This window comes from Bartonella sp. OC16QHHD (genome assembly GCF_042194035.1).
Taxonomy (GTDB): Bacteria; Pseudomonadota; Alphaproteobacteria; order Rhizobiales; family Rhizobiaceae; genus Bartonella.
In genome coordinates this window covers 25322-50391 of record NZ_JBHIMJ010000082.1, presented here as the reverse complement: position 1 = coordinate 50391, position 25070 = coordinate 25322, and the positions used below count along the sequence as shown (strand labels likewise).

General features: G+C 36.9%; 19 protein-coding genes and 2 pseudogenes. 7 read left to right on the top strand and 14 right to left on the bottom strand.

The features are described 5' to 3' along the window. Nucleotides 1–53: 53 nt before the first annotated feature. The 4 genes from gor to ACFIK1_RS08535 form a co-directional block, all read right to left on the bottom strand. Entirely contained in the window at nt 54–1445 is a 1392-nt protein-coding gene (gene gor, locus ACFIK1_RS08550) for a glutathione-disulfide reductase (protein WP_375662582.1), read from the bottom strand. 204 nt (nt 1446–1649) lie between these two features. Continuing rightward, on the bottom strand, nt 1650–2219 hold the full coding sequence (locus ACFIK1_RS08545) for a DUF2059 domain-containing protein (RefSeq protein WP_375632798.1): 570 nt from the start codon (nt 2217–2219) through the stop codon (nt 1650–1652). 106 nt (nt 2220–2325) lie between these two features. Next, a complete protein-coding gene (gene rpiA, locus ACFIK1_RS08540; protein ID WP_375612139.1) occupies nt 2326–3030 on the bottom strand; it encodes a ribose-5-phosphate isomerase RpiA in 705 nt (234 codons plus the stop codon). 482 nt (nt 3031–3512) lie between these two features. Continuing rightward, complete coding sequence (locus ACFIK1_RS08535) at nt 3513–5771, bottom strand: ComEC/Rec2 family competence protein (RefSeq protein WP_375662581.1); 2259 nt, start codon at nt 5769–5771, stop codon at nt 3513–3515. A gap of 111 nt (nt 5772–5882) precedes the next feature. Between ACFIK1_RS08535 and gltX the strand changes: the two genes are divergently transcribed. The 7 genes from gltX (at nt 5883) to ACFIK1_RS08500 (ending at nt 13905) form a co-directional block, all read left to right on the top strand. Beyond that, nucleotides 5883–7313, top strand: coding sequence for a glutamate--tRNA ligase (gene gltX / locus ACFIK1_RS08530; protein WP_375662580.1), 1431 nt, complete (start codon nt 5883–5885; stop codon nt 7311–7313). Nucleotides 7314–7574: 261 nt separating this feature from the next. Further along, a complete protein-coding gene (gltA, locus tag ACFIK1_RS08525; protein WP_375618359.1) occupies nt 7575–8870 on the top strand; it encodes a citrate synthase in 1296 nt (431 codons plus the stop codon). Between the two features lie 705 nt (nt 8871–9575). After that, nucleotides 9576–10328, top strand: a complete 753-nt coding sequence (locus tag ACFIK1_RS08520; protein WP_375618360.1) for a transporter substrate-binding domain-containing protein — start codon at nt 9576–9578, stop codon at nt 10326–10328. Between the two features lie 465 nt (nt 10329–10793). Continuing rightward, nucleotides 10794–11546 (top strand): transporter substrate-binding domain-containing protein, encoded by a 753-nt coding sequence (locus ACFIK1_RS08515; RefSeq protein ID WP_375662579.1) that lies wholly within the window; start codon nt 10794–10796, stop codon nt 11544–11546. Nucleotides 11547–11625: 79 nt separating this feature from the next. Next, complete coding sequence (locus ACFIK1_RS08510; RefSeq protein ID WP_375639751.1) at nt 11626–12348, top strand: ABC transporter permease; 723 nt, start codon at nt 11626–11628, stop codon at nt 12346–12348. Beyond that, nucleotides 12345–13052: an ABC transporter permease gene (locus tag ACFIK1_RS08505; protein WP_375632788.1), complete on the top strand. Its 708-nt coding sequence runs from the start codon at nt 12345–12347 to the stop codon at nt 13050–13052. The genes ACFIK1_RS08510 and ACFIK1_RS08505 overlap by 4 nt, the downstream gene beginning before the upstream one ends. A gap of 79 nt (nt 13053–13131) precedes the next feature. Continuing rightward, a complete protein-coding gene (locus ACFIK1_RS08500) occupies nt 13132–13905 on the top strand; it encodes an amino acid ABC transporter ATP-binding protein (protein WP_375632786.1) in 774 nt (257 codons plus the stop codon). A gap of 20 nt (nt 13906–13925) precedes the next feature. Here ACFIK1_RS08500 and lpxB read toward each other — a convergent pair. From lpxB to pyrH, 10 genes and pseudogenes are all read right to left on the bottom strand, one after another. Continuing rightward, nucleotides 13926–15121, bottom strand: a pseudogene (gene lpxB / locus ACFIK1_RS08495) (lipid-A-disaccharide synthase). Beyond that, nucleotides 15114–15986 carry an LpxI family protein gene (locus ACFIK1_RS08490; protein ID WP_375632782.1) on the bottom strand — a complete coding sequence of 291 codons (873 nt, stop codon included), beginning with the start codon at nt 15984–15986 and terminating at the stop codon, nt 15114–15116. The pseudogene lpxB and the gene ACFIK1_RS08490 overlap by 8 nt, the downstream one beginning before the upstream one ends. Nucleotides 15987–15988: 2 nt before the next feature. Beyond that, nucleotides 15989–16813 carry an acyl-ACP--UDP-N-acetylglucosamine O-acyltransferase gene (lpxA, locus tag ACFIK1_RS08485; RefSeq protein WP_375609506.1) on the bottom strand — a complete coding sequence of 275 codons (825 nt, stop codon included), beginning with the start codon at nt 16811–16813 and terminating at the stop codon, nt 15989–15991. Nucleotides 16814–16837: 24 nt separating this feature from the next. Further along, the gene (fabZ, locus tag ACFIK1_RS08480) at nt 16838–17305 is read right to left on the bottom strand and encodes a 3-hydroxyacyl-ACP dehydratase FabZ (RefSeq protein ID WP_375655237.1); all 468 of its coding nucleotides are present in this window, start codon (nt 17303–17305) and stop codon (nt 16838–16840) included. A 1-nt stretch (nt 17306) separates the two neighbouring features. Then, nucleotides 17307–18354 (bottom strand): annotated as a pseudogene (gene lpxD, locus ACFIK1_RS08475) (UDP-3-O-(3-hydroxymyristoyl)glucosamine N-acyltransferase). A 64-nt stretch (nt 18355–18418) separates the two neighbouring features. After that, entirely contained in the window at nt 18419–20815 is a 2397-nt protein-coding gene (bamA, locus tag ACFIK1_RS08470) for an outer membrane protein assembly factor BamA (protein ID WP_375662578.1), read from the bottom strand. Nucleotides 20816–21032: 217 nt separating this feature from the next. Continuing rightward, a complete protein-coding gene (locus ACFIK1_RS08465) occupies nt 21033–22181 on the bottom strand; it encodes an RIP metalloprotease (protein ID WP_375618369.1) in 1149 nt (382 codons plus the stop codon). A 15-nt stretch (nt 22182–22196) separates the two neighbouring features. Further along, the gene (locus ACFIK1_RS08460; protein ID WP_375613469.1) at nt 22197–23012 is read right to left on the bottom strand and encodes a phosphatidate cytidylyltransferase; all 816 of its coding nucleotides are present in this window, start codon (nt 23010–23012) and stop codon (nt 22197–22199) included. Nucleotides 23013–23743: 731 nt separating this feature from the next. Next, entirely contained in the window at nt 23744–24304 is a 561-nt protein-coding gene (gene frr / locus ACFIK1_RS08455) for a ribosome recycling factor (protein WP_273790667.1), read from the bottom strand. Nucleotides 24305–24341: 37 nt separating this feature from the next. Continuing rightward, nucleotides 24342–25061 carry a UMP kinase gene (gene pyrH, locus ACFIK1_RS08450; RefSeq protein ID WP_273790666.1) on the bottom strand — a complete coding sequence of 240 codons (720 nt, stop codon included), beginning with the start codon at nt 25059–25061 and terminating at the stop codon, nt 24342–24344. Nucleotides 25062–25070: the final 9 nt, after the last annotated feature.

The following is a 25070-nucleotide window of genomic DNA, read 5'->3' as shown; positions in this document are numbered from 1 at the left end:
GATTAATCTTACAGATTGGCATATCAAAAGCTTTTTACCGCAATATATGCTGTTTAACTTTCTATTTTCTTCCCATTTTCATATATATAACTTGGTTTATACATCGTTACCAATTCTTCTGCCATCGTTGGATGCACTGCCATCGTTTCATCAAAGATATCCTTCGTCAGCTTTCCTTTGAGAGCTATCCCAATAAGCTGTGCCATCTCACCAGCGTTTTCCCCTAAAATATGAGCGCCCACAACAATACGGCTTTCACCATCAACAATGAGTTTCATAAGCATTTTCTCTGAACTACCAGAAAGAACATTACGCATAGGACGAAAAACTGTACGATAAATTTCAAGACGCTTATAACGCTTTACCGCCTCCTCTTCTGAAAGACCAACCGTTCCAATCTCTGGCTGTGAAAAAACTGCTGTTGTAATTAAATCATAATCAGGTGTTGTTGGAATATTCTCAAATGCTGTCTTAACAAAACACATTGCATCATGAATCGCAACAGGTGTTAATTGAATATGACCTGTTACATCACCAACAGCCCAAATGTGGGGTACATTCGTTGTCATTCTTTCATCAACAACAACTGCACCAAATTCATCCACTTGAACACCTGCTCGCTCAAGTCTTAAACCTGTTGTATTTGGTACACGCCCCGTAGCCAACATAATCTGATCGGCACTAATCGTTTGCCCATTTGATAAAATAACTTCATAACAATTTTCTGCAGCCTGCACTTTAGAAATTGTTACACCATAGAGAATAGAAATCCCTTTTTCAGTCATTTCATCGCTGAGCAATTGCCGCAAATCATGATCAAAACCCCGAAGGATTAAATCACCACGATGGAGCAGCGTTGTTTTTACACCTAATTCATGAAAAATATTAGCAAATTCAACACCAATATACCCTCCACCAACAATGACTATTGATTTTGGGAGTTGATCAAGGTCAAAAATCTCATTAGAAGTGAGGCAAAATCCACCGCCTTCTATGGAAGTATTTGGTGCAACTTTTGCCCCTGTTGCAATCAAAATTTTTTCTGCACTGACCCGCTCACCCGTGGCAGAAAGCTCTAATGTGTGATCATCTACAAAAGTAGCACGACTTTCATAAATATGCACATTGTTATTCTCTAATCCCTTACGATACAGCCCTTCTAACCTTGATATTTCTTTATTTTTAGCTGCAACCAACTTTTCCCAACTAAAAATTGGATCCGCATATTTCCACCCAAAACCAACACTTTTCTTAAATTCTTTTACATATTGTGATGCATAAACATAAAGTTTTTTGGGAACACAGCCACGAATAACACAAGTACCCCCTATACGATATTCCTCTGCTATAGCGACCCGCTTGCCAAGACCTCCAGCAAGCCGTGCTGCACGCACTCCACCAGAACCACTTCCAATAACAAATAAATCAAAGTCAAAAGAGCCCACGAATTATTCCTTCTTATACATCTGCAAGAGTAGGCTAAGATCTTTTATTATCAAATGAAAGTCTTTTTTTCTTTTGAAGAAGCCTTTTTTATAAAGCAGCATTCTAAAAGGACTTATTCTCATTAAAATATTTAAAACGGCGGGAAAACCGCCGCTATTTTAAAAATCAGAAATTGCCCATTGGTTGTCATGATATCAATCAAGCTATTTTTTATTTCCTGAAGATTCTGATTTTATAGGCACATTTGTAGGCATCGTAGAATTATTCAAATTAAGTGTTTCAGACATCTCTTTTCTCACATTTTCTACAAGATCCTGCATAAAAGCAGTACGCCATATATCAAATGCTGAGTAAGAATCACGTGCGATATTGGGAACTTCTGTCAAAAACTTTTTACCGGTATCAGAATTATAAAATGTTGTTATTGCATCAAGCTCTTTTTGAGTAAAATATTTTGCATATACATGAGCAATCTCTTTTTCTAGATCAGAGCGCCTTTTAATTAAAGCAAGCGCCTGCTTATCAACAATATCAGAAATATCCGCTGCCAAGTTTGGATCATCCCTCATCAGTACAGTTTTAAGATCTTCTACCGCATTTGGTAAAAAACTATCAAACTGATCCGTTGCGTGAATGGCACTTATAGCTTTTCTAGCTGAATCTAAATGTTGATCGCTCACACCTTGTGCATAAGCCATTCCAATATTCACAACAAAAACGACAACTACACCCAAATATACGACAAAACGCTGAAAAGAAAATATTATTTTCATTTAATGATTACCCCGATCGCTAATTATAATTTTAATTCGTTATTCTACCTAAAATCTTTAAGACCCTTTTTTACTGTGCTAACATATCATCATGTAAATGCCTTTTCTAAAAATCAAACGGTTCTAAAACTTTTATTTGACCATCAGCCATAGCGACAATTGCACGTGAAGCCAACCCCAAAAAAAGGCCATGCTCAACAACACCAGGAATAGCAAGAAGTGCATCCGATAATGGTTTTGGTTGCAAAATGCAGCCCCAAAATGCATCAAGAATAAAATGGCCACCATCTGTTTCAAAAGGATTTTTTCCATTCATTCGCAATGCAATTTTTCCAGAAAGCCCTAAATCATCAGCAACTTTTTCGATGGCTCTGCATGTTGTGTGGATACCAAATGGATTAACTTCAATTGGTAGTGCAAAAGCACCAAGTCTTTTTACCACCTTTGTTTCATCCGCAATGACAAGCATTGCACGAGATGCCGACGCTACAATTTTTTCATACAACAATGCTCCCCCTCCCCCTTTAATGAGCATCATCTCAGGACCAATTTCATCTGCTCCGTCAATATCAAGATCCAGCTCAGGTATTTGTTCTAAAGTGCTAACAGGCACTCCAAACTTATGACAGAGTTGTTCAGAATATTTTGAAGTAGCAACACCAGTCACCCGCAAACCATCCGCAACACGCTCACCTAGAAGACGAATAAATTCATTGACTGTCGAACCAGATCCGATTCCAAGCCGCATACCATCTTCCACAAACTCAAGCGCTTTAATAGCTGCCATTTTTTTTAACTGCTGAACATTCATGAATGACTTTGCCTTCTATCCGTATAAGCAGCATTTATCACCCCTATTACCACCGATAATAATGATAATAAAAGATAACCTCTTGACGCAATCTATTTAAATTGACCATCATCTTTTGCTTGAAGAGATGTTACTCGTTATAGAAATATATGATAAGAATAAAATAGAATAATCAACAATTATCTTTTTTATTTCTTTGAGAATATTTGTTAGCATTTTTCTCATTCAATAAGAATTTTTGATTTATTTTGTGCTATCAATAGGATGCACAAAAATGCACATATCAATTTTTTTGAAAAAATTAAAATGATCAGATATAAAAAATCATCTATTTCTAGAAAACTGTAGATTATTATCTCATTTCAATGACGTTGATAAACTTACCAATTTAAATACCGTAAAATATTATGAGAAAAGTCTTCTGTTATTTTTTGTTTTGTCATTATCCAAATGTGAAGCAAAATATGACTGATTATATGTTTTTATGAACGCTGTCTGTGCATATTCCATGGTCTATGAAACCCTAGCGAAGACCAAATAATATCTCCACCTTTGGTCATCATAACGCTTCCTCGTGATAACAATTGTTGAGGTATAAATATTGTTTTTGCCTTCTTGTAACAAGTTGGATTATGCATCACAAATGTCTGAATGAGAATATCTGCCTCTACACATTGACCTGTTTCTCTCTGTAAAACGATCACTTTTAATCCATTATCCAATAAAGATGTACATACATGATAATCACAAATAAATTGTCCGTGCAACGAAGGACCATATTTTGTTGGTTTAATCGTTTCCTTCACACGAAATGACTTTTTCCATATGGATGTCGTGAACTTAGAAATATAGTAACGATCAATATATAACTTTTTATCATGGATAACGCCCACGAGACGCATATTATCTGCTATAATCAGTTGTACAGGTGAATGCATTACACAAATAGAAATACCTGCCAAAATAAACAAACTAAAAAAGAGCCGGATGGGTGTTTTGCAAAAAGTCAGTCCAACCAAGCCTATACTCAATAAAACTAACGCTGATAACGGCATAAAACCAGGATTCAAATCAGGAGAAATAGCCTTGATAGCATGTGCAATCTTTATTACAAGATCAACTCCAAAACCCATAATTTGAAGAGGAAGCCATTCGAATCCTCCTAACATTGCAAGAACTGCGATTAATCCAAAGGGAATGACAAAAATTGAGATGACAGGCAAAGCAAAAGCATTACTGATAATGCTCAACGATGCCATATTAGAAAAATGATAAGCAGCATAAATTCCACTTGCACTCCCTGCAACAAAGGAAGAAGCACATGTTGAAAGCATCGATAAGAAAACAAAATTTATCACTCCTCCTCCAACATAAGAGGGAGTTGTTTTTCTTTTACGAAAAAATGACCTTCCACTCCACCAATCAAAAAAAGCGATCAAAGCAGCAGTCGCAGAAAAGGACATTTGAAAGCTAGGACCTAATATTTCATGGGGTGTCATCGCTAGAGTTATCAACCCTGCAATGGAAAAATTACGCATTGTTATAGCAGAGCGATTACACAATATAGCAACCAACATAACAGCAATCATCACAAAACTTCTTTGCGCTGATATTGCTAAGCCCGACAATAACAAATAAAAAGCTGTTATCATAAAAGCAACGATAGCAGCAAATTTTTTACTGGAATAATAGGAAGAAAAAACTGGAAAAAATGCTAAAAAACTACGGATACTCAAAAGAACTATGCCGCTTAACAACGCCATATGTAAACCTGATATTGATAAAATATGAGCTAATCCAGCTGTACGTAATGCTTCATTTGTCTCATTTGAAATACCAGCACGCTGCCCTGTTATGAGGGCAGCTGCAACACTCCCCTTTTCTCCTTCAAGGGCTATACGGATTCTTTGTGTCATCTTCGTGCGTAAATTTTCAATTTTCTGTAGAATGATAGCGAATATTCCATCAGGCTGCGAAACGGATATTTTTCTTGGTTTTCCTAAATAAACGCCTTGTGCTCCAATTCTTTTAAAATAATTATGAAAACTAAAATCGTAGCCTCCTGGACGCACCGGCCCAGAGAATGCACGAATCTTAACTTTTCCATGCAATCCATCACCAATCGCTAAGCCAGATGGCAAATATCTTGCCGATAAACGAACACGATGAAGACTATGGCGTAATACGGAATTTTCTGTATTCAAAATATCCAAAACTAAACGAAATCCTCCTTTGGCACCTGACTCAATAGAAACAATTCTTCCCGTCAATGTAGTGACAATGTCACTGCTTAGCATGGGTGTTGCAATACGCCACGTTTCTATTTTTGCCGCTAAAACACCCAATATAATACAAAACAGAAACCCCACGGGAATCCATATTTTTCGATAAAAACGTGCAACATAGAATATTCCCAGAAAAATACTGACCAACGCCCCCAATTGTCCCCAACTTGGTTCCCACTCTAAATGAAAATAGAAAATGATTCCTAGGGCAAAAAAGACTAAAATTAGCGAAAAAAGGATACCAAAAGAAACTTCTTTATTAATACAATCTTCTAACCATTTGCGAAAAAAAATGATTACTTCTTTTAAGAGTGTCAATAAAAAAAGTTTTTGTTGATTATAGCTACCGTTCTTTGCATCATCATACCTAGAAAAAACACTCTGCCCTATCTGACATGGCTTTTTTCTTTCTGTAACAGATTTTTCGGATAAACCCTCTTTACTTTTATAAAACATCAGTCCCCCACTTTAACTCGCAATACGGCTATTGCACGCCCCATCACTTATGCTAACATGACTTTTCTATAAAATTCCATAAGTAATATCTTAGTTTAAAGGAAAATATTCGTGTCTGTTATTACTCGTTTTGCCCCTTCACCCACTGGCTTCCTTCACATTGGTGGTGCTCGTACTGCTCTTTTTAATTGGCTTTATGCAAAACATACCGGTGGAAAAATGCTTTTACGAATTGAAGATACAGACCGAGAGCGTTCAACAGAAGCAGCTGTAAAAGCCATTATAGATGGCTTGCACTGGATGGGTCTTAGTTATGATGGCGCCCCTATTTCGCAATTCGAACGTGCAGAACGTCACCGCCAAATCGCTGAACAGTTGGTCAAGAATGGCAAAGCATATTATTGTTATGCTTCACCTGAGGAGTTAGCTGAAATGCGTGAAAAAGCCCGTACAGAAAGGCGCCCACCCCGTTATGATGGACGTTGGCGGGACCGTGATAGTTCTGAAGCTCCTAAAGGTGTTAAGCCTGTTATTCGCATCAAAGCCCCTCAAGATGGAGAAACGATCATACATGACCGTGTTCAAGGTGATGTCCGTTTTCCTAATAAAGATCTCGATGACTTTATTATTTTACGTTCTGATGGTTCGCCTACCTATATGCATGCTGTTGTCGTTGATGATCATGATATGGGCATCACACATATTATACGTGGTGACGATCATCTTACCAACGCAGCCCGACAAACGATTATCTTTAAAGCAATGGGATGGGACATTCCTGTTATGGCCCATATTCCTCTTATCCATGGTGAAAACGGTGCAAAATTATCAAAGCGACATGGTGCGCTCGGTGTTGATGCCTACCGAACAATGGGATATCTTCCTGCTGCTTTGCGCAATTACCTTGTCCGTTTAGGTTGGAGTCATGGTGATGACGAACTGATGTCACTTAAAGATATGATTTCTTGGTTTGATATTGAGGATATTAACAAAGGTGCTGCTCGTTTTGATCTCAAAAAACTCGATTCCATCAACGGACACTATATGCGTATGAGTAATGATCAAGAACTTTTTGATGCCGCTCTTAATATTCTACCAGAAACCGATAGGGGAGCACAAATTATTGAAAGACTTGATGAAAAACGCCGTGTTCAATTTTTAAAAGCAATCCCGCATTTGAAAGAACGTTCAAAAACACTGTGCGAACTGATTGACAATGCCTCCTTCATTTTTACGCAACGACCTTTACAACTTGATGAAAAAGCTCAAATACTCTTAGATAAAAATGGACGAACCATTTTAAACGATCTTTATCTTGCTCTGAAAGCTTGCCCCTCTTGGGATACAAAAACTCTAGATGAAACACTTCGCTCTTGTGTACAAACACAGAATCTCAAATTTGGATCTATCGCCCAACCACTTCGCGCAGCTCTTACAGGATGTGCAACATCACCAGGTGTTTTGGATGTTCTTATTTTATTAGGACGCGATGAATCCCTTCATCGCATCAAGGACCAACTTATCACAACAATATGCCCATGATGGACACTGAGTATATTTCCTCAAATAAGGATCTATACAGATATCTCAACGTGCCCTAAAAGAGTTTTTTATGTTATATCATTGAAATACATTTCTTATTGAGTAATAATGATCAACAAGGAAATATTTTTAGATTGCATGTACTCACTTTTAGAGGCAATCTACCCTTAAATAAGTAAGAAAAGCTTCAGTTATACATCCCCTACTCTGATGAAGCAGAGTCTTAATTTTTAGAAGTGAAGGATCTGAAAGGAATACCGAATGTCTGAGAATAACGCATATATTATTGTGAATGATAAAAAAGTAGAGCTTCCCTTGCGTAAAGGTACGAGTGGACCTGAAGTCATTGAAATTGCTTCTCTCTATAAAAAAACCGATATTTTTACTTATGATCCTGGTTTTACTTCAACAGCTTCTTGTGAATCAAAAATTACTTATATCGATGGTGATAAAGGCATATTGCTTTATCGTGGTTATCCTATTGATCAATTGGCTGAAAAAGGAGACTTTCTCGAAAGTTGTTATCTTTTACTTTATGGTGAACTCCCAACACAGCAAGAAAAAAATGAATTTGATCGATGTATTATGCAGCATACCATGGTCCACGAACAATTTGCACGCTTCTTCCATGGCTTCCGTCGTGATTCTCATCCTATGGCCGTCATGGTTGCCTGCCTTGGCGCTATGTCTGCGTTCTATCACGACTCTATTGATATTACAGATCCTCACCAGAGAATGATTGCTTCTGTTCGTCTTATCTCAAAAGTTCCAACGCTTGCTGCTATGGCCTATAAATACAGTATTGGACAAGCATTTGTTTATCCACGTAATGATCTTAGTTATGCTGCAAATTTCCTCCATATGTGCTTTGCTGTTCCTTGTGAAGAATATAAAACAAACCCTGTGCTTGCTCGGGCGATGGATCAAATCTTTACCCTTCATGCAGATCATGAACAAAATGCTTCTACATCTACCGTACGTCTTGCTGGATCCTCAGGTGCTAATCCGTTTGCCTGTATTGCAGCAGGTGTTGCATGCCTTTGGGGACCAGCACATGGTGGTGCCAATGAAGCATGCCTAAAAATGCTACAAGAAATAGGTTCTATTAAAAGAATTCCTGAATTTATTGCACGTGCAAAAGATAAAAATGATCCTTTCCGCCTTATGGGCTTTGGGCACCGTGTCTATAAAAATTATGATCCACGTGCAAAAATCATGCAAAAAACCTGTCATGAAGTTTTAAAAGAACTCAACATTCAAGATGACCCTCTTCTTGATATTGCAATAGAGCTTGAAAAAATTGCCTTAAGTGATGAATATTTTATTGAGAAAAAGCTTTATCCCAATGTTGATTTCTATTCCGGCATTACATTAAAAGCTCTAGGTTTTCCAACTGAAATGTTTACTGTCCTTTTTGCATTGGCGCGCAGTGTCGGGTGGGTGGCACAATGGAAAGAAATGATTGAAGACCCTGCACAAAAAATTGGTCGTCCTCGACAACTCTACACAGGCTATGCTATGCGTGACTATGTTCCTATAGATGAACGTGCAAATTAAAAAAGAAATCAATAAAGCTTCAATTTACTGAAGCTTTATTGAGAGTAATCAAAAAACATCCTTTAAGAATTTTTATAAAACGTGATTTTAAAACTCTTTCTACAGAGATAACATCATCATAAAAATTTACTAAAAAATTCTAAGTTTTAGCTCTGTAAAGAAATTGAGAATACTCTTCTGCAAATTAGCCAAACATTTAGCAAAAAGAAATTGAAAATTTTACCTTATAATCCTCATTATCTTTAATGGAAATGTATTCCCTATTATTCCCCCATGTTTAAAAGCCTTATTACATATTAAAATCTAGCAATGTCAGAATTTTTCTTTCTATCTTCTTCAGATAAAATTGCAAAAAGCTTACATTAAGTGCTTCTCTAGTTAGAATAAAAACACTTTACATTTTGTTCTGTTAAAAGCTGAAATTTTCTTTGTATTTAAGTTAATAGTTTTTCTTTTAAAGATAAATTATTGATTTTTAAATAAAATTATTAAAAATCACCCTATAATCAATAAGAGATGACCTTCTTTCCTGTGTTTTTTATTCCCATACTTGATAAAAAGAAATTACTTTTTTTATAATGATATTCAGCATAATGATAGCAAAATGAACACAGATAAATTTTTTACATTGCTCCAAAAGAGCTTACAGATTATAAAAATTCATGATGGTTTCATATTTGCCAGCTTATCTAATAGGAGAACATAATGAAATTATTAGCAGGAGCGCTTATAATAAGCGCGACACTGTTTACCCTATCGGCCAATTCTCAAACGCTGAAAATTGCAAGCGATGCTTCTTATCCGCCATTTAGTTATATCGACTCAAATAACAAACTGCAAGGGTTTGATATTGATATATCTTATGCGCTTTGTAAAAAAATGAATGTTGAATGTACTATTGTCACACAAGACTTTGAGGGGATGATTCCCGGTCTTCTTGCCAAAAAATATGATGCTATCGTTTCTTCCCTTTCTCCTACAAAAGAGCGCTTACAAAAAATTGATTTTACAGATCCTTACTACAACACAGCACTCGCTGTTATCGTTACCAAAAATTCGGAAATTAAAGAAATCTCAACACAAGCCTTTAGAGGTAAAAACCTTGGTGTACAATCAAATACAACACAAGCTGCATATGCGGAAGATCATTATGCCTCTGAAGGAGTTAATATCAAACTTTATCCTACAGCAACAGAAGTTAATCGTGATCTTTTAAGCCATCGGCTTGATATCATCATCTTTGATAAATTAAAAGCATTAAATTGGCTTGAAAATGAAGGAAAAGACTGCTGTCTCCTCTTGGGAACTCTAAAAGAAACAAATTTTCCTATTGCAATTGCACTCCGTCAAAATAATAATGATCTTAAAAACAGTTTTAATAAAGCAATAGAAGAAATCCGCGCCGATGGAACCTATGAGAAAATTATGAGAAAATATTTTACTTTCGATATCAATTAGATAGTACTATGAATTAAAACTCAATCTGTATATTTAAGGAGTATTTTTTAAATCTTTATTGGACATGCAGGTATAATTAGAAATTCGGCATTTTTATAAGAAAATTTACATTTATCAAAATAACTTTAATTGCTCCTTGAGAGCTAAACATTTTGTAGAATCTAATGACAACAATAAGGTTGTATTTTTATCGTATTAAAATCTAATTTTTTTTATGTTCAAATTTAATAGCCTTATTTTCAAGAAAAATCCTCAGTTTTTACTCATGAAATGATTCAAATCAAAAATTTCGTGAAAATTAAGCTATCATACAAGCAATAAGATATTTATTCTTTTTTTATCAATAATGCCCAACATAATGATCTAAAATAAACATCAATAAATTTTTGAATTGCTCCCAAAAAGCTTACAGATTATAAAAACATAATGATTTCATATTGCCCGCTTATCCAATAGGAGAACATCATGAAACTATTAGCAGGAGCTCTTATAATAAGCGCCGCACTATTCACCCAATTGGCTGATGCGAAAACATTAAAAATTGCGAGTGAAGGCACCTATCCTCCCTTCAGTTATATTGACTCAAATAATAAATTGCAGGGACTTGATATTGATATATCTTATGCACTTTGTAAAAAAATGAATGTTGAGTGTACTATTGTTACACAAGACTTCGAGGGAATGATCCCTGGACTTATTGCAAAAAAATATGATGCTATCATTGCTTCCCTCTCTCTCACACAAGAGCGTTTACAAAAAATTGACTTCACAGATCCTTACTACGATACAGCACTGGCTGTTATTGTTACCAAAGCTTCGGGAATTAAAGAAATCTCGACAAAAGGCTTTAGAGGTAAAAATCTTGGTGTGCAATCAAATACAACACAAGCTTTCTATGCAGAAGATCATTTTGCCTCTGAAGAGGTGAAAATAAAACTCTATCCTTCCACAATAGAAGTGAATCGTGATCTTTTAAATCATCGACTTGATGTGATTATTGTTGATAAATTACAAGCATTAAATTGGCTTAAAAATGAAGGAAAAGATTGTTGTCTCCTCTTGGGAACTCTAGAAGAAACAAGATTTCCTGTTGCAATTGCAGTTCGTCAAAATAATAATGATCTTAAAAATAAGTTCAATGAAGCAATAAAAGAAATCCGTTTGGATGGAACTTATGAAAAAATTATGAGAAAATATTTTACAAGTGATGTTTATTAAATATCAATATGATATTTAAATAAAACCCGTTGGTTATTGCTAAAAAATATTATCTAACTCTTTCATGAGGAATACAAGAATGATTGAAAATTTAGCATTGCTATCATTTAGCAATGGTGGATGGGGAGCAGTTATACTTTCCAGTGCAGGAATGACTTTGTCATTGGCATTATGTTGTGGACTTCTAGGATTTCCTCTAGGACTTCTCAATGCAGTGATGATTCGATCCAATATTAAGATGGCCAAAGCTATGGCACGCCTCTTTTCAACGATATTTCGTGGGCTACCAGAGCTTTTAACTTTGTTTTTAGTTTACTACGGATTACAAAGCCTTATTCAAAATTTATTTGACTATTTTAGTTTTGAAATCATGTTCAGTATCAATGCTTTTGTTGCTGGTGTTCTTGCCCTTAGTATGGTTCTTGCAGCTTTTTCTTGTGAAGTTTGGCTTGGAGCATTTAATATTTTTGATAAAGGTCAATATGAAGCAGCTAAAGCTTTAGGACTTTCACGGTCAACCACATTTTTTCGTATTGTCTTCCCTCAGCTCATCCGAAATGCCTTGCCAGGACTTTCTAATAATTGGCTTACTTTACTGAAAGATACATCCCTTGTTTCTACCATCGCGCTTGTTGACCTCATGCGACAAACGAATCTAGCTGTCGCTGCTACCAATAAACCCATGCTATTTTATTTTGTAGCATGCTTACTCTATTTGTTATTTTCAGCGGTTTTTACTGCAATCTTACGCCATTTGGAAACATACACTCAAATAGGCTATAAAAAGGTGCTAGGTCAATGATTCCTGAGTGGCTTTATTTTCTTTTTAATCCTGATCTTTTAAGTCATTATGGACCAAAATTTATTAATGGCTTTATTGTTACTGTTGAACTTGTTTCTATTTCTTGTTCTCTAGGACTTTTTCTTGGTATGCTTATCGCTTTTGCACGTCTATCAGAGAATACATTTTTACAATATTTTGCAAATGCTTATGTCTATTTTTTCCGTGGCTCTCCTTTATTAGCTCAACTCTTTCTTTTTTATTATGGGCTTGGTTCAATGAACAGTTTTTGGCAACAAGTGGGGCTATGGTGGTTTTTTCAAAACGCGTGGTATTGTTGTCTTTTTATTTTTACACTCAATTCTGCTGCCTATCAATCTGAGATCTTTAAAGGAAGTTTTCTATCCGTAACAACTGGACAACGCGAAGCATCAAAAGCTTTAGGTTTAAGCAACTCTGTCACATTTTTTAGAGTTATTCTTCCACAAGCAATGATTGTAGCATTACGCCCCCTAGGAAATGAGTTGATTTTAATGATTAAATCCAGTGCTGTTGCCTCACTTATTACTGTTTATGATTTAATGGGGGTTGCTAAACTCGCTTATTCACGGACTTTCGATTTTCAAGTTTACGTTTGGGCTGCTCTTATCTATCTCTTTATCGTTGAACTCATTCATCGTTTTATTGTTTTTATCGAGCAGCGCCTCACTCGATATTTACGGTAAATAAAATGATCATAAAAAACTTTACCAAACCAAAATGTTGAATTAATCAAGTTCTTCATCAATGAAAGAATAAAATAAGATGAATTTGAAAAATAATAAATCGATCTCTCCCAGTAAAAAACCAGTGATCTCTATTCGAAATCTAAATAAATGGTATGGAAACTTTCAGGTCCTACATGATATCAACTTTAATGTTCAAGCTGGTGAACATATCGTTATTTGTGGACCATCCGGATCAGGAAAATCAACGTTAATTCGTTGTATTAATCAATTAGAACAAGCACAAAAAGGTTCAATCTGTATCCATAACGTTGATATCCATACTGCACCTATACAACAGCAAAAAAATGTTCTTCGTAAGATAGGAATGGTCTTTCAGAACTTTAATTTATTTCCCCACATGAGCGTTATACAAAATTGTATTTTAGCACCTATGACAGTTCAGGGACTTTCCAAACAACAAGCAAAAGAACGGGCAATTCGTTACTTAACACATGTTGGTATTGAAAAACACTGTGAAAAATATCCTTTACAACTTTCTGGTGGGCAACAACAACGTGTTGCGATTGCCCGTGCACTTTGTATGGAACCTGAAGTCATGCTTTTTGATGAACCAACCTCTGCTCTTGATCCAGAAAGTGTGAGAGAAGTTTTGGAAGTGATGGCTCGATTGGCCGATACAGGGATCACAATGCTTTGTGTTACCCATGAAATGGGCTTCGCACGTAAAGTCTCAGAAAGAATACTCTTTCTAGAAAATGGAAAAATTGTTGAAGATGCAGCCTCTGAAGAATTTTTTACCAATCCTAAAAGCCAACGTGCTTGTAATTTTCTTGCTAAAATTAAATATTAATCATTAAAATATTGCTTTATTTATACAATTTTATTCCTGCTTTTTAAAATAGTGATAATTGTTTGTGCGCCAACAACCCCCGATGGTACTTCAGTTTTCATTTTCTGTTCTACCATCTCAAAGGAATCAAGTTGTGCCTGTCGCAATAAAGGATTAGCCAAAAGTTGTTCTACCTGTCTTGCTAACATGCCAGGACGGATTAATTCATTCAAATATTCCGAAACAATAGGCTTATCAGCAATAATATTTGGAAGAGCAGCACTCCATAACATCATTTTAGGAAAAATAAATAATTTAGAAAAGAAATCAAGTTTATAGCAAAGAACCATAGGAACTTTTGCTAAGGCTAATTCAAGTGAAACAGTTCCATGTGCAGCAAGAGCAACATCTGCTTGTGCAAAAGCACGCCATTTTTCATCTTCACCAACTACAATTTCTATCTTGCTTTTCCAGCCCTGCACAAAGTCCCGGATTCTATCTACCAAATGAGGTAAGGTTGGTAAAATAATACGTAAATGAGGAATACGTTGTACAAGAATCTCTACTGTTTCTCGAAAAATAGGCATTAAGGAACGAATTTCTGAATTGCGTGATCCTGGCAAAATAACTAATGTAGGCGATAATGTTTGTGTATCGATCAAATTTCTTTGTTCTAATTGGCTTTTTTTTCTGACTGAATTCTCAAAAGGGGAGGATATGTCAAAAGACGATGTCCAACATAAGTCGTGGCAGGGCCTCCCAAATCTTGCATAATCTTTTCTTCAAAAGGAAAAACCGCTAAAACATGATCAACAAATCCACACATAGCTTTTGCACGCTCTGGCCTCCATGCCCAAACGGTTGGTGCAATATATTTAATGATAGGAATAGAAGGCGCTAAAGCACGTACCTTTTTTGCAATACGATGCGTGAAATCAGGACTATCAATAATAATTAAACAATCAGGTTGTTCTTGTGCAATAAATTTGGATAAATTGCGAATATGTAGCAACAACAATGGTAGTTTTTTCAACACCTCCTTTAAACCTATTAAAGCAATATCATGGGAATCAAAAAAGCTTTTTAAGCCTAATGCCTTTAAATGGCTCCCCCCAACACCAATCAAATGAATATTGCATCCTATCTGTTGTAATAAACAAGAAATTAGATCGGCCCCAAGTAAATCACCAGATTCCTCACCTGAAACCACTGCAATCTTTAAGAAACAATTATTCATGACCAAACTTTTCAAATGTCTCTATAAATAAAGAATATTTGTTGGCTTTTTCTATTGTTGTTTTCACCGATAATATTAGACTTCTATTTGCCTCCACCGCAACACCAGATAAACCACTCTTTGCAATATTCATTATTGTCGCGGGCCCAATTGATGGCAAATCAACGCGATTATCCTGTTGTGGTTTTGCGCATTTTACAAGAATGCCACCTTTAAGGGGAATTTGCCCTCTTTCTCGCATTTCACAAATACGCCACAACATATTATCAGTTCCCTCAGCGCCCTCTAGAGCAACCACCCTTCCTTGAACAACGACAACGGCTTGCCCGATATCTAATTGACCTAAAAGCTTTGCTGCTTCTACTGCTAAAAAAATATCTTTTTTCTCTTTTGGAGTAGCGCGCCGTACTGTTAAATTAAATTCTATGGGAGCTAAAAGATCTGGGACTATTTCGTGAGCACCGATAACACAAAAACCGTGTGCTTCAATAACCCGTATAAAAGCTTTTAATAACGCATCGTCTCCCCTCTTCAAAGCTCCGATTAAATTAGGAAGAGCTAAAAATGTTGTCCAGTCCAGTCGCAATTGTTTAAGAAGTGGACGCTTTTTCACACCACCTGCCAAAACAACATTATATACACCAGCCTCTTTTAAAATTTTAACGAGTCGTGCTAACTCTACAATTGATAGCTCGCAATGCTCATAGCGATAAAGAACAGAATCTGCCTCACCATGCAAAAGCACAAGAAAAGGATTTTCTCCATTCTTCTCAAGAGTCTGCGCAACAGTAATCGGTAGAACACCATTTCCTGCTATAATAGCAGTACGGCCGGAAAGAAAACTTCTGGCTCCCCAAATAGGCATTTTTAATCCTTATGTTCTTTTATTCTAACACCTTCAAATTTTGGTGTACAATAAAAACGCTTTCCTTCTTCTTTAATAAAATTAACAACTTCAGAAACAGACTGAGAAGAAGAATAGAAAGAAGCAACATCACTGACACGCTCTTTAAATGGTTTGCTATGATCAAAAAGCATAGCAACCGCATGACGGAGTGCATGAATATCTTGACGCTCAAGTCCTGCACGCTTCATACCAATAATATTGAGTCCAGCAAGTTTTGCCTGCACACCAACAGCTGTTCCATAAGGTATCAGATCACCAACCAGTGCAGATACGCCGCCGATAAATGCATGATGTCCAACACGAACAAATTGATGAACAGCAGCACCACCACCAATAATCACATAATCACCAATAGTAACATGACCAGCAATCATTGCGTTATTGGCAAATGTTACATGATTGCCTACATAACAATCGTGAGCGATATGCGCATAACAAAAAAATTGGCAATTATCACCAACAACTGTCATTCCTACACTCGAATCGGAGCCCCTATGCATTGTTACACCTTCACGAATCGTACAATTCTTACCAATAAAAAGAGTTGTAGCCCCTCCTTTATGTTTATTATTTTGCGGATCTGCCCCCAAAACGGCATGAGAAAATACTTTACTCTTGGCTCCTAACGTTGTCTTTCCCATTATTACAACATGACTTGTCAAACTACATTCATCACCAATAACAGCCTCTGAACTAATATGGCAAAATGGTCCAACGCGTACATTCTCACCAAGCTGCGCTCCCTTCTCCACAAGAGCAGTTGGATGGATTTTCGTACCGGACATTTTTAAATTCCCATCAAATATCGTTTATTCTTCTTCGACAATCATCGCAGCAATTTCTGCTTCAGCGACACGGACATCTTCTACTTTTGCAACACATGAAAAACGTCTCATACCAGATCTTTTTTTCAAAAGCTGAACATGAATCTTGAGCTGATCACCAGGCATAACCGGCTTACGAAATTTCGCATTATCAACCGTCATAAGGTAAACTAAATTTGTTTGCTTATTGCCTAAATTTAAAAGTGCTATTGCTCCTGCCGTTTGTGCCATAGCTTCTAAAATCAAAACTCCAGGCATAACAGGCTTTGAGGGAAAATGTCCCGTAAAATGAGGCTCGTTAATCGTTATATTTTTAATACCAATCGCTTCTTGTTCACCATTAATATCAATTATACGATCAATTAATAAAAATGGATAACGGTGCGGTAATATTGATAATAGTTTTTCAATATCGACAGCCTCTAAGTTTTTAGTTTTTTCACTGCTGATCATATCAGCGTTTCTCCTTTTTAACTTTTCCCATACTGCGCAACGCCGCTACTTCACGAAACCATTGTTTAAATGGTCGCGCTGGACTACCTCCCCATTTTTCGCCATCCGGAATGTCATTCATAACACCACTACGAGCAGCAATCTGAACAGATTTACCTATTATGATGTGATCAGCTACTCCCACACTTCCACCAAGCTGAGACATATCCCCTATAGATGTACTTCCCGCAATGCCACATTGAGCGGCAATAAGACAATAGCGGCCAATTTTTACATTGTGGGCAATTTGTACAAGATTATCAATCTTGCTTCCTTCACCAATAACAGTATCTTGAAATGTCCCACGATCAATTGTCGTGTTCGCACCAACTTCTACACCATCCTCAATAATAACGCGACCAAGCTGTGGAATTTTCTCGATTCCAGAAACGCCCCCAACATAACCAAAACCATCTTGCCCAATGCAAACACCAGGATAAAGCTGAACCTTATCACCTATTATAGAACACTGAACTGTTACCTTAGGAGCAATATAGCAGTCACATCCAATACGGCAATTTTCACCGATAACAGCTGTGGATGAAATAAGAGTTCCTGCACCAATCTCAACATTTTTACCAATAACAGCTCCCGCTTCAATACACACATCATGTGCCAACTTAGCCGTTGGATGAATATGCGCATGCGATGAAATCCCCTTCTGCCCCAACCAAGGCATTGGCTTGACAGAATCTGGAAACAAAATACGACCAATCTGAGCAAAGTCACGCTGTGGTGTGGATGTCACCAAAATTGCCATAGTCTCGGGAACTTTAAAAACAATCTCATTCGTACACAAAACAGCAACAGCAGAACTGTCCAGTAAAGCATCAGAAAACTTCCGATGCTCTACAAAAACAAGCGAACCTTCCACAGCACTCTCAAGTGAAGAAAGAGTATTGATAACTTTATGAGAAAACTCTGGATTAAGAAGCTTTGCACCCGTCAACTCAGCAGCATTTGCAACTGTCAATCGTCGGGACGGCGTAAAAAAAAAATGTATCCGCCATCAAAACACTTTCTCTCCCAGCTTAAGCTATTCTCTTCAAGTTTTCCCTCTTAAAATCGCTCAAATCAGAACTTCGTAGAAATACCAAAGTTCAATTGTTGCAAACGATCACCTTCCTGCTTCGTTATTGGCCAAGCATAATCAAAACGCAAAGGACCAAACGGAGAATCCCACATCAAACTCACACCTGCAGATGAACGCCAAGCACTTTTGGTATTGGTAACAGACGGTTCACCCTTAAAAACGGCTTTATAATTATTGCCATAAAGCGTGGCAATATCCGCAAATAAAGCACCGCGCAACCCAAATCCTTCAGGCACGACAGGGATAGGGAACTGTACTTCAGCAGTCGCATTCATATATGTCGTTCCCCCCAAGAAATAAACCTCACCCTTACTCGAAACCTGACGCGGACCTATTCCATTATATTTGAACCCTCGAATCATATCAGAATTTACTTTAAACATATCGAAAATACGAACACCATCTCGGCCCATTCCGTGGATATAACCACCCCCAAAGGAAAGCAAACCAACGATATCCTTCTGGTCAGAAAGAGTCTTGTACATCATCGCCTTACCCGTGGTCTTCAAGAACTTTGCACTCCCACCAAGCCCTGCATATTCCTGAAGCAGATGCACGTACCACCCATCATGGGGGGATCTCATATCATCAATCGTATTATAGGTGAAACCATAACTAATTGATGAACGTTTCCAAGGGCTGTGTTTTGCAGCTTGAACAATCGCACCAGAATATTTCCCATATAATTCTATTATGTCACTCTCTTTGTCAAAATCATACTCTCCGCCAAAATCATATTCTTCCTGCACATAAGAATAAGCTACATTAGCAGATAATTGATTATTAATAGGTAACGAAAACCGCAGCGATCCACCTGTCTGCCGTACATCATAGGCTTTATCAGCACGATAAGTACTACGAAAAACATCAACGCCAGCAGATAAACGATACCCTAAGAAATAAGGATCAACAAATGATAAATTATAATTACGAGATTTTTCTTGCCCCGCACCTAATCCTAAACGAACATATTGACCACGTCCCCCAAGATTACGTTCAGTAACAGAAACTTCAAGTGACATACCAGGACTTGTTCCCCCTGTTGTATACCCTCCAGAAAGAGAGAGATCTCCTGTTGAAGCTTCAACGACATCTATTACCAAAACAACTTGGTCAGATTGATCTGTAGGAACCATTGAAATATTAACGGCTTTGAAGAAACCTAAACTTTCTAGACGACGTTTTGCCCGCTGTAATAAAGTTTGATTGTAAGCATCTCCTTCGTTTAAATCAATCTCACGGCGAATGACGTAATCACGCGTTTTCTCATTGCCACGTATATCAATACGTTGAATATAAGCACGTGTACCCTGTTCAATATTATATAAAATTGAAATTGTATGATTTGCTAAATTACGATTTCCCCGCGGTTCAACTTTAGCAAAAGCATATCCCGAATCAGCAACTTTGTTATTAATAGTTGCAACAGACTGTTCAATATCTTCTGCACTATAAACATTACCTGGCTGGGTTTTAAGCACCCTTTTTACAGATTGAACGTCAATTCCATCAACATCACTTTCAACCTGAATATCGCTAATTTTATAGAGCGCACCCTCATCAAGAACGAAAGAAATTTTATACGTATTGCTTGCTGCATCAAAAGTTGCTTTAGAAGAGACTACACGAAAATCTGCATAACCACGGTTATAATAAAAGCGACGTAAAGCTTCTTCATCAACAGCGAGGCGCTCTTCACTGTAAACATCACCTCCCAACAACTTCGAAAAAATTCCTGAAGTTTTTGTTGAAATCACATCACGCAAACGGCGACTTCCAAAGACACTATTGCCCTTAAAAGTGATATCACCAATCTTTGTTTTTTTCCCTTCAACGACATTAAATACCACATTAACCCGCCCTTTTCCAAGGTTAATCGTTTGAACGTTAACAGTGATATTATTACGACCAAGAGTTTTATAAGCCTCACGAATTGTATTTATATCAGCAGAAAGCTTCGCAGAATTAAAAGGCTCATTCGGTTTTAAAGAAATAAACCGCTTAAGATCTGGGTCTTTAAAAGATTTATTTCCTTGAAACAATATTTGATTGACAACCTCATATTCTTTTACGAATACAACCAATTTATCACCCACCGGATTTATTTTAACATCATAAAATAAACCCAATTCGAAAAGGTTCTTCACAGCACTATCAACATCACCACTGGAAACACCTTGCCCAACCTTAATCCCCATATTGTCTCGAATCGCCTGAGAACTTACAAACTTATTCCCACGAACCTCAATAGAGCGGACTACAGACGCTTGTATTTCTCCGACCGCAGCAATTGACATAAAAACCGTTGCTGGGGCAATCATCCCCATCTTTAACACCAATACAGATGCTGCATTTAAAAACTTTGAATTCGTAGTCATTGGCTTTTTTACCTTACTCTCGTTCCTTAGACATGATGCCTTAAAAAGCTAACTGCCATAACAACCTTTTTACAGCAACCTTTTTACAGCGAGACTTTTCATTCCTTAATTACTCATTATAATGTACAACGCCACAACATTTTGTAGACATGGTAAACAACCTTCAATTTGTTTTTGCTATTATTACTTAATTTATAAAGCGTTTTCCATAATTTAATTAGCTAAACCAACAAAAATAATCATTAAAAAAGACAAAGATCATAAAAAGGAGAAGAATGGAAAAACCTAAACGAAAAACGATTCCCTGAATTTTAGCAGATATTTTCCTCCCAGTAATGACCTCAATGACATGCAATAAAAGATGCCCACCGTCAAGCGGTAGAATCGGAAAAAGGTTAATAAGCCCAACACTTATTGAAAGAAAAGCTGCTAAATTCAATAAAGAGATAAAACCTGTCTCGCTCACTTTCCAAGCAATTTTAACGGTTTTAGAAGGTCCACTTAGCCGACAACGATCCTCTTTGCCTCCTATTAAACGACTCATAAAAAGAACGGTTTGAGTGGCGATAAACACAGTACGGTCTGACGCTTTTCTTACAGCTGTTACAAAACCATAGCGAATATGTTTTATATAAGTTGGATCTAAACGTGCAGGATTATTTAAATCAACAGGAACACCTACACCTATCATAGCACTTCGTGTTCGATTACCAAATCCATCATCTCGCTCAACGACTTTCGGGGTAATCATCGTTGTAAAGAATCGCCCCATGCGTTCTATTTTAAACTCTATGGGTTCTCTTCCGTGAAAAGCTACATAATTCATCAAATCTTCAAAGCTTTCAACCCGTCGCCCATCCATTTCAACAAAACGATCACCTAATTCCAAACCGGATTGAAGAGCAGGGCTATCTTTTACCAAAGAACCAACAACGGGCTCAATGGCTACACGACCATAGATAAAGAAAAAAAATGTTAGAATAACAACAGTAAAAAGGGCATTGAAGAAAGGACCGGCAAAAACAGTTGCTGCTTTTTTCCAAGCATGCGCACTAGCAAATGAACCATCAACAATCAGAGATGATTGGGATGATTCCGTATCGATTTTTTCCTCATCCCCAACAAATTTTACATAACCTCCTAAGGGGATAAGTGCTAAACGCCACTTCGTGCCATGCTTATCTGTATAACTCGCTATTTCTGGTCCAAATCCAAGCGAAAAAATTAACGCCTTAATACCACACCACCGACCAATGAGATAGTGCCCAAATTCGTGCACAAAAATGATAATCATAATGATGAAAAGAATACTCAAACTTCTTAAAAGAAAATCACCCATAGTGACGATATGATTTAAAAGTTCCAAACTATCTTCTCCCAATTAGATCATACTAAAAAGATTAAAAGGCGCATCCATATCAGACATAAATGAACCAATTAAATAAAGAAGAAAAGCTGCCCCTACCAATCCATCTATACGATCCATAAAACCACCATGTCCAGGCAATAAAGAACTAGAATCTTTAACAGAAAAACGTCTTTTGAGCCATGATTGCCCTAAATCACTCAATTGTGAAACAATTGACAAAACAAGTGTAAGGAGTGGCACAAAAAAACTGGCTAAATTTATATCAAAAAATCCAAAAGCAACCCATATACCACCGAAAACTCCGACAAATGTACCACCAAGTGCTCCTGACCATGTTTTATTAGGAGAAAATTGTGGTGCTAATTTAGGGCCCCCTAATGCACGTCCGATAAAATAACCACCAATATCTGTTCCCCACACTATCGTAAATAAGAAAATAACAACTTGGAACCCCAACATTTCATGATCCCGTAGAAAGCATAAAGCAACAACAGGAAAAGATGCATATAAAAAACCACAAAAAACCCAACCACTCTTTTTTATAGATATAATAGCTAATACTGTAGCTAAAACGATTAAAACACAAAAAATCAATGAAGCAGATACACTCAACACTAAAAAAAAGCCAAAGATTAAATAAAATATACTTGCTAATATTTTTTGTAAAATACACCATTTCTCTTTAGTAATACTCATCCACTCATAAAGAACAAAACCGCCAATACACCATACAAATAAAAAAAAGAAGTTTCCTCCCAACCATGTTAGATACAACGCAATAATGCCAAAAACAAAAGCTGTCAGAATACGATAAACCAAATTAGACAAAACAACATCCAAACAATAAAAATAGAAAATACAAGCTCTAAAATTAACGCAAGAAAAACTCCCCTACGCAGTATTTTTATCTCATACCTGTATAATTTCTCTTATAATTTATCATAAATAATTCAGTCTACTAAGATAGCGCTTATGAAACTAATAATCAATGAAAACAGCTTCAAAAATCTCCGTCAAAATTATAAAATATTTTTTTAATATTTTCTCAAATATAAAATGAAAAAGCAGTTACCTCTGCCCCATACAAATTAACTAATATAGGTTTCGTATAAAAATACTTTTCTATCAACTATTCGTCATTAAAAAACGAATTACGCCACATAACATCTGCTTGATCAATTATACTCACATGTTTTATAATGAGAAATAAGAGAAAGGTTAGGCTTGTTTTTTGCATTATATTCTTTCCCCAACCTTCATCTTAGAATATTTGAATAATTTCTAATAATGCTTTCATTATGCATTTTAACAAAGACGTGCTCAACTAAAAAACCGCACCATGCTGTTAAATAGTGTCTCCCAGCAAAGGGCATGATTTATCACGCAGACTAAAAAATAAAAACATCTGCCCTTTCAAATCAGTCTCTCCCATATCAAAATGATAGAACACCTTCCTGCATCACACCTTGCTACCACAGAGCACACCACTCCCTACAATTATCCCTAGAAACAATTTACAGGCTGGGAGTAAATATCCTTTTTCTAGTGACAAAATCGTCTTAAACGTGCATAATTTCAGATTCTTTTACGGCTAAAATTTTATCAATATCAGCAATAGTTTCATCCGTGAGTTTTTGAACTTTTTCAGACAAACTATGGGCTTCATCTTGACCAATTTCACCATCTTTTTCTAACTTTTTCAAATTGTCCAGACCATCCCGACGAACATGACGTGTAGCAACACGCGCTTGCTCTGCATAGTGATGCGCAATTTTTACAAGTTCTTTACGGCGCTCTTCATTCAACTCAGGCAAAGGAATACGTAGATTCGTACCATCAGTTATGGGATTTAAACCAAGACCAGAATCGCGAATAGCGCGCTCTACAGCTCCGACCATCGTTTTATCCCATACAGAAACAGAAAGCATCCGAGGTTCGGGAACAGAAATATTAGCAACCTGATTTATATGCACAACAGAACCATAAGATTCAACGGTCAACGGTTCTAATAAACTGGCCGATGCACGTCCGGTCCGCAAACCACCTAATTCATGTTTAAAAGCCGTAATGGCACCATCCATGCGACGTTTCAGATCATCCATAATTGATGTAACATTCATATTTCTGTCTCCTTCAATTGTCCTTTGAAGCTTACCCTTATTCCGATACTATTGTAAAGCGTCCTGTTCCATTCAAGACCTTAGCCAAACCGCCTTTTTCATGAATGGAGTACACAATAATCGGTACATTGTTCTCACGTGCTAAAGTGACCGCCGTTGAATCCATAACAGATAATCCCCATTGCAAAACTTCAACATGTGTTAATTGGTCAAAACGCTTAGCCGTAGGGTCTATTTTTGGATCTGCTGAATAAATACCATCAACTTGTGTTCCTTTAAGAAGGACATCCGCACCAATTTCTGCTGCACGTAAAGTAGCAGCAGAATCAGTGGTAAAAAATGGATTTCCTGTACCACCTGCAAAAATAACAACTTTTCCCTGATTCATATAAGCTATTGCTTTACGTTGCGAGAAACTTTCACAAATTTGTGGCATAGCAATCGCAGAGAGTACAACAGTTTCAACCCCTAATTTTGTCAAAGATGTTCGCAATGCTAAAGAGTTAATAGCAGTTGCAAGCATTCCCATATGATCACCTGTCACTCGGTCCCCACCATGCGAAGCAACAGCAACGCCACGAAAAATATTTCCCCCACCGATAACAACCGCAACTTCTATCCCCATTGTGCGCACTTCTGCAATATCAGCGGCAATACGGTCTACAACAGAAACATCAATGCCAAAATTCTGCCCTCCCATAAGAGCTTCACCAGAAGCCTTTAAAAGAATACGTTTATACGGAAGTGCTAATGCCATTAATAATCT